This is a genomic window from Phenylobacterium sp. (genome assembly GCF_036402295.1).
Lineage (GTDB): Bacteria > Pseudomonadota > Alphaproteobacteria > Caulobacterales > Caulobacteraceae > Phenylobacterium.
The window spans coordinates 1-3349 of the sequence record NZ_DASWTE010000293.1 but is presented as its reverse complement, the minus strand read 5'-3'; the positions used below and the strand labels follow the sequence as shown (position 1 = coordinate 3349).

At 69.8% G+C, this 3349-nt stretch carries 4 protein-coding genes; 3 read left to right on the top strand and 1 reads right to left on the bottom strand.

The genetic code is table 11. The features are described 5' to 3' along the window. On the bottom strand, positions 1–1973 hold a 1973-nt coding region (gene ligD, locus VGD44_RS17695), incomplete at its 3' end, for a DNA ligase D (protein ID WP_331089540.1). Between the two features lie 34 nt (positions 1974–2007). Between ligD and VGD44_RS17690 the strand changes: the two genes are divergently transcribed. The 3 genes from VGD44_RS17690 to VGD44_RS17680 form a co-directional block, all read left to right on the top strand. Further along, a complete protein-coding gene (locus tag VGD44_RS17690) occupies positions 2008–2673 on the top strand; it encodes an alpha/beta family hydrolase (protein ID WP_331089538.1) in 666 nt (221 codons plus the stop codon). Between the two features lie 127 nt (positions 2674–2800). After that, positions 2801–2947: a hypothetical protein gene (locus VGD44_RS17685; protein WP_331089536.1), complete on the top strand. Its 147-nt coding sequence runs from the start codon at positions 2801–2803 to the stop codon at positions 2945–2947. 207 nt (positions 2948–3154) lie between these two features. Further along, on the top strand, positions 3155–3349 hold a 195-nt coding region (locus VGD44_RS17680), incomplete at its 3' end, for a hypothetical protein (RefSeq protein ID WP_331089534.1).

Genomic DNA, 3349 nt, shown 5'->3' with positions numbered 1-3349 from the left:
CCCTCGTCCGGGTCCAGATCCAGGACGATGCGGTCGGGGTGCTCGGGGTCGTCGACGCGGCAGCCCCAGAGGTGGAACTCCACCGCCCCGAACTGCGTCAGGCCCAGATAGCCCTTGGGCTCAGTGATGGTGATGAAGGCGGCGCGCCCCTCCTCGTCCGACAGCTCCACCGTCTCGAGGCCCGGCGGCAGGCCGTTGAAGGCGTGACGCTGGTAGAACAGCTCCTTGAGGTCGCCCGAGGGGCAGCGGATCACCGTCACCGGCCGGCGCAGCACCTCGGGCAGCAGCCAGTCGCCCACCCGGGCGTAGTAGATCGCCACGTCCAGCTTGGTGACGCCGGTGTCCGAAAACTCACGCTGCGGATTGGTCAGGTGTATCCCAGCCAGGTCGCGGTCGCTGACCAGCCTTGGCTTCACCGCCTTCGCCACCGGCTTGGGCTTCCAGGGCGCGATGGAGATCAGGGTCGGGGCCCGCGGCGCGCCGATCCGCGAGCGGCTGCGGTAGCCGATCTCGACCGTCCACTTCGGCTCGACCCACTTCGCGCCGGGCGTCGGCGGGACCGGCACGATGGGTTTGGCGCGCTGGTCGGGCTCCAACGCCCGGTAGATCTCCCGCGCCAGGTCCTCCCCGATGCCCGAACCGACGCGGCAGGCGTATTCCAGCTCGCCGCCCCGCTCCTCGGCCAGGACCAGGGACGAGGCGTTCTTCGGCATGTTCGAAAGGAAGCCGATCACCACGAACTCGTCGATCTCGACCCGCTTCACCTTCAGCCAGTTGGCGCTCCGCTGCTGGACGTAGCGGCTGTCGGCCTTCTTCGAGACGATGCCTTCCAGGCCCAGCCGGCTGGCCTGGGCGAACAGCTGGTCGCCCTCGCCCTCGAAGTGGTCGCTGATCTGGATCTGCGAGCGGGCGTCGACCACCGGCGCCAGAAGCCCGTCCAGCGCCCGTTTCCGGTCCGTGAGGCTGGCGCCCGTCAGGTCGTAGCCGTCAAGGTAGACCAGGTCGAAGGCGAAGTAGGTCATCGCGTGGCTGTCGTTCTGCGACAGCGCGTGCTCGAGCAGGTCGAGCTTCGCGACGCCGCGCGGGTCCTGCACGACGATCTCGCCGTCGAGGATCGCCGACTTGCAGGGCAGTTTCGCGAACGCCTTGGCCAGCGCCGCGTACCGGTGCGTCCAGTCCACCCCGTTGCGTGTGATCATCCGGACCTGCCCGCCCTCGAAGAACACTAGCGTGCGGTAGCCGTCGTACTTGATCTCGTGGACCCAGCCCTTGCCCTTGGGCGCGATCTCGGCCGGCGTGGCGAGCTGCGGCTTCCACTTGGTCGGCATCGGGGCCGCAACCGATCCGGCGATCTTGCCCGGGGCCGCTTTCTTCACCGCCTTGCGCGGCGGCGGCTCAGGCACGGGCTCGTCCACCCCCTTGCCCGACACCACACTGTTCGGCTCCTCGACCAGCACGTCGTAGTCGGCCAGCGGCCGGGCCGAGGGGTCGCGCTCCTTGATCAGCAGCCAGTCGGTCGGGTCATCCTTCAGCCGGACCAGTGTCCAGCCGCCCGACAGCTTCTCGCCCATGAGACGGAACTTGATCTCCCCGTCCGCCAGCCCCTGCTCGGGGTCCTTCAGGGTCACGTAAGTCCCGCGGTCCCAGATGATGACGTTGCCCGCGCCGTAGTTGCCGTCCGGGATGCGCCCTTCGAACGCGCCATACTCGATCGGATGGTCCTCGGTGAGCTTGGCGAAGCGGCGCACCTTGGTGTCCAGGCACGGACCCTGCGGCACGGCCCAGCTCTTCAGCACGCCGCCCATCTCCAGCCGCAGGTCGTAGTGCAGGTGGCTGGCCCGGTGCTTCTGGATGACGAACATCGGCGCGCCGCCGTCGTCGGCCGCGCGCCCGCCCGCCGGCTCGGGCGTCTCGGCGAAGCGGCGCTTGGCGCGATAGGTGTCGAGGCGGCCGGCCATTGCGTCCCGGACCATGCCGAGGCGGCGCGCGATCGTCTATGGTCGCGCCATGCCGACGCAGTCCCTGACCCTTGCCCTCGCCAACGGCGAGACCGTCTCCGCCATCTGGCAGGCGCCCGCCGCGCCCAAGGCCGTCTTGGCGCTGGCCCACGGCGCCGGGGCCGGCATGACGCACCGGCACATGGCCGCCACCGCCGATGGCCTTGAGGCGCGCGGCGTGGCCACCCTGCGCTATCAGTTCCCGTACATGGAGAAGGGCGGCAAGCGCCCCGATCCGCCCGCTATCGCGCACGCTGCCGTCCGCGCCGCGGCCGCCGAAGCCCAACGCCGCGCGGCCGGCCTCCCCCTGTTCGCCGGCGGCCGCTCGTTCGGCGCGCGCATGACCTCCCAGGCCCAGGCCAAGGCGCCGCTCGACGGCGTCCGCGGCCTCGTCTTCTTCGCCTTCCCGCTGCACCCTGCCGGCAAGCCGGGCATCGACCGCGCCGACCATCTCGAGGACGTCGCCGTCCCGATGCTCTTCCTGCAGGGGACGAACGACACCCTGGCCAGCCTCGACCTGCTGCGGCCGGTCGTGTCGGCCCTAGGCGACCGCGCCACCCTCGCCCTCGCCGACGACGCCGACCACTCGTTCCACGTCCCCGCGCGCACCGGCCGCAAGGACGCGGACGTGCTGGCGGACCTGCTCGATCGGGCCGTGGCGTGGATGACCCCCTAGCGGCCCGTGCGGCCGGCGTATTCCTGGTCGCGTGCAACGCTGGCGGGAACCGAGGCACAGCAGCGGTCGTTGACGCCGAGAAGGGCGCCACAGCGCGCCGGGGCCATGCTGCAAAATCGGAAGCGGAATGATCGACGTCGACGCGATACTCATGGGAGCCATCGTTGCTCTAACGCTCTTTCTGGTGGGGCTCGGCATTGTCGCCGGCGTGCGAAGGCTTCGCAGGCCCCGCGGCGCGCCCTATGGCGCGGACATGCGGACCCACCGCCGCTGATGGTGCGTTGGAGCGGGTGAGGGGAATCGAACCCCTGACATTCAGCTTGGGAAGCTGAATGAAGTTCAATGAAAACATGGCCGTGGCGTCCAACTCGTTCCGAAGCGGGCCGTTACGGACCAATGGCTTGAGCTTGTTTTCCCAAGTCGCGACCCGCAGTTCGCGGTGCAGCCCCGGCAGGACTCACATTGCCGAGGGGAACTAGCGTTGCGCGTCGGCGAGATGCCAACAGATATACCATCGGCCGACCGTTCGGCCTTTGTGTCGACCGGAGACACCCTCGAGGAGATCGTCCGCGCCATCGCGGCGCTCCCCGAGCCTCGGGGATGGATAGGCGCGCCGCGCGGCATGGCGGGCGTCAGCGCCGTGCCCGAACCGGCGAGTTGGGCGCTGATGATCCTG

What these genes read in the sequence shown, in the direction of transcription:
- VGD44_RS17685 (WP_331089536.1), top strand. Translation starts at nt 2,801, where the DNA reads ATGATCGACGTCGACGCGATACTCATGGGAGCCATCGTTGCTCTAACG.
- VGD44_RS17690 (WP_331089538.1), top strand. Translation starts at nt 2,008, where the DNA reads ATGCCGACGCAGTCCCTGACCCTTGCCCTCGCCAACGGCGAGACCGTC.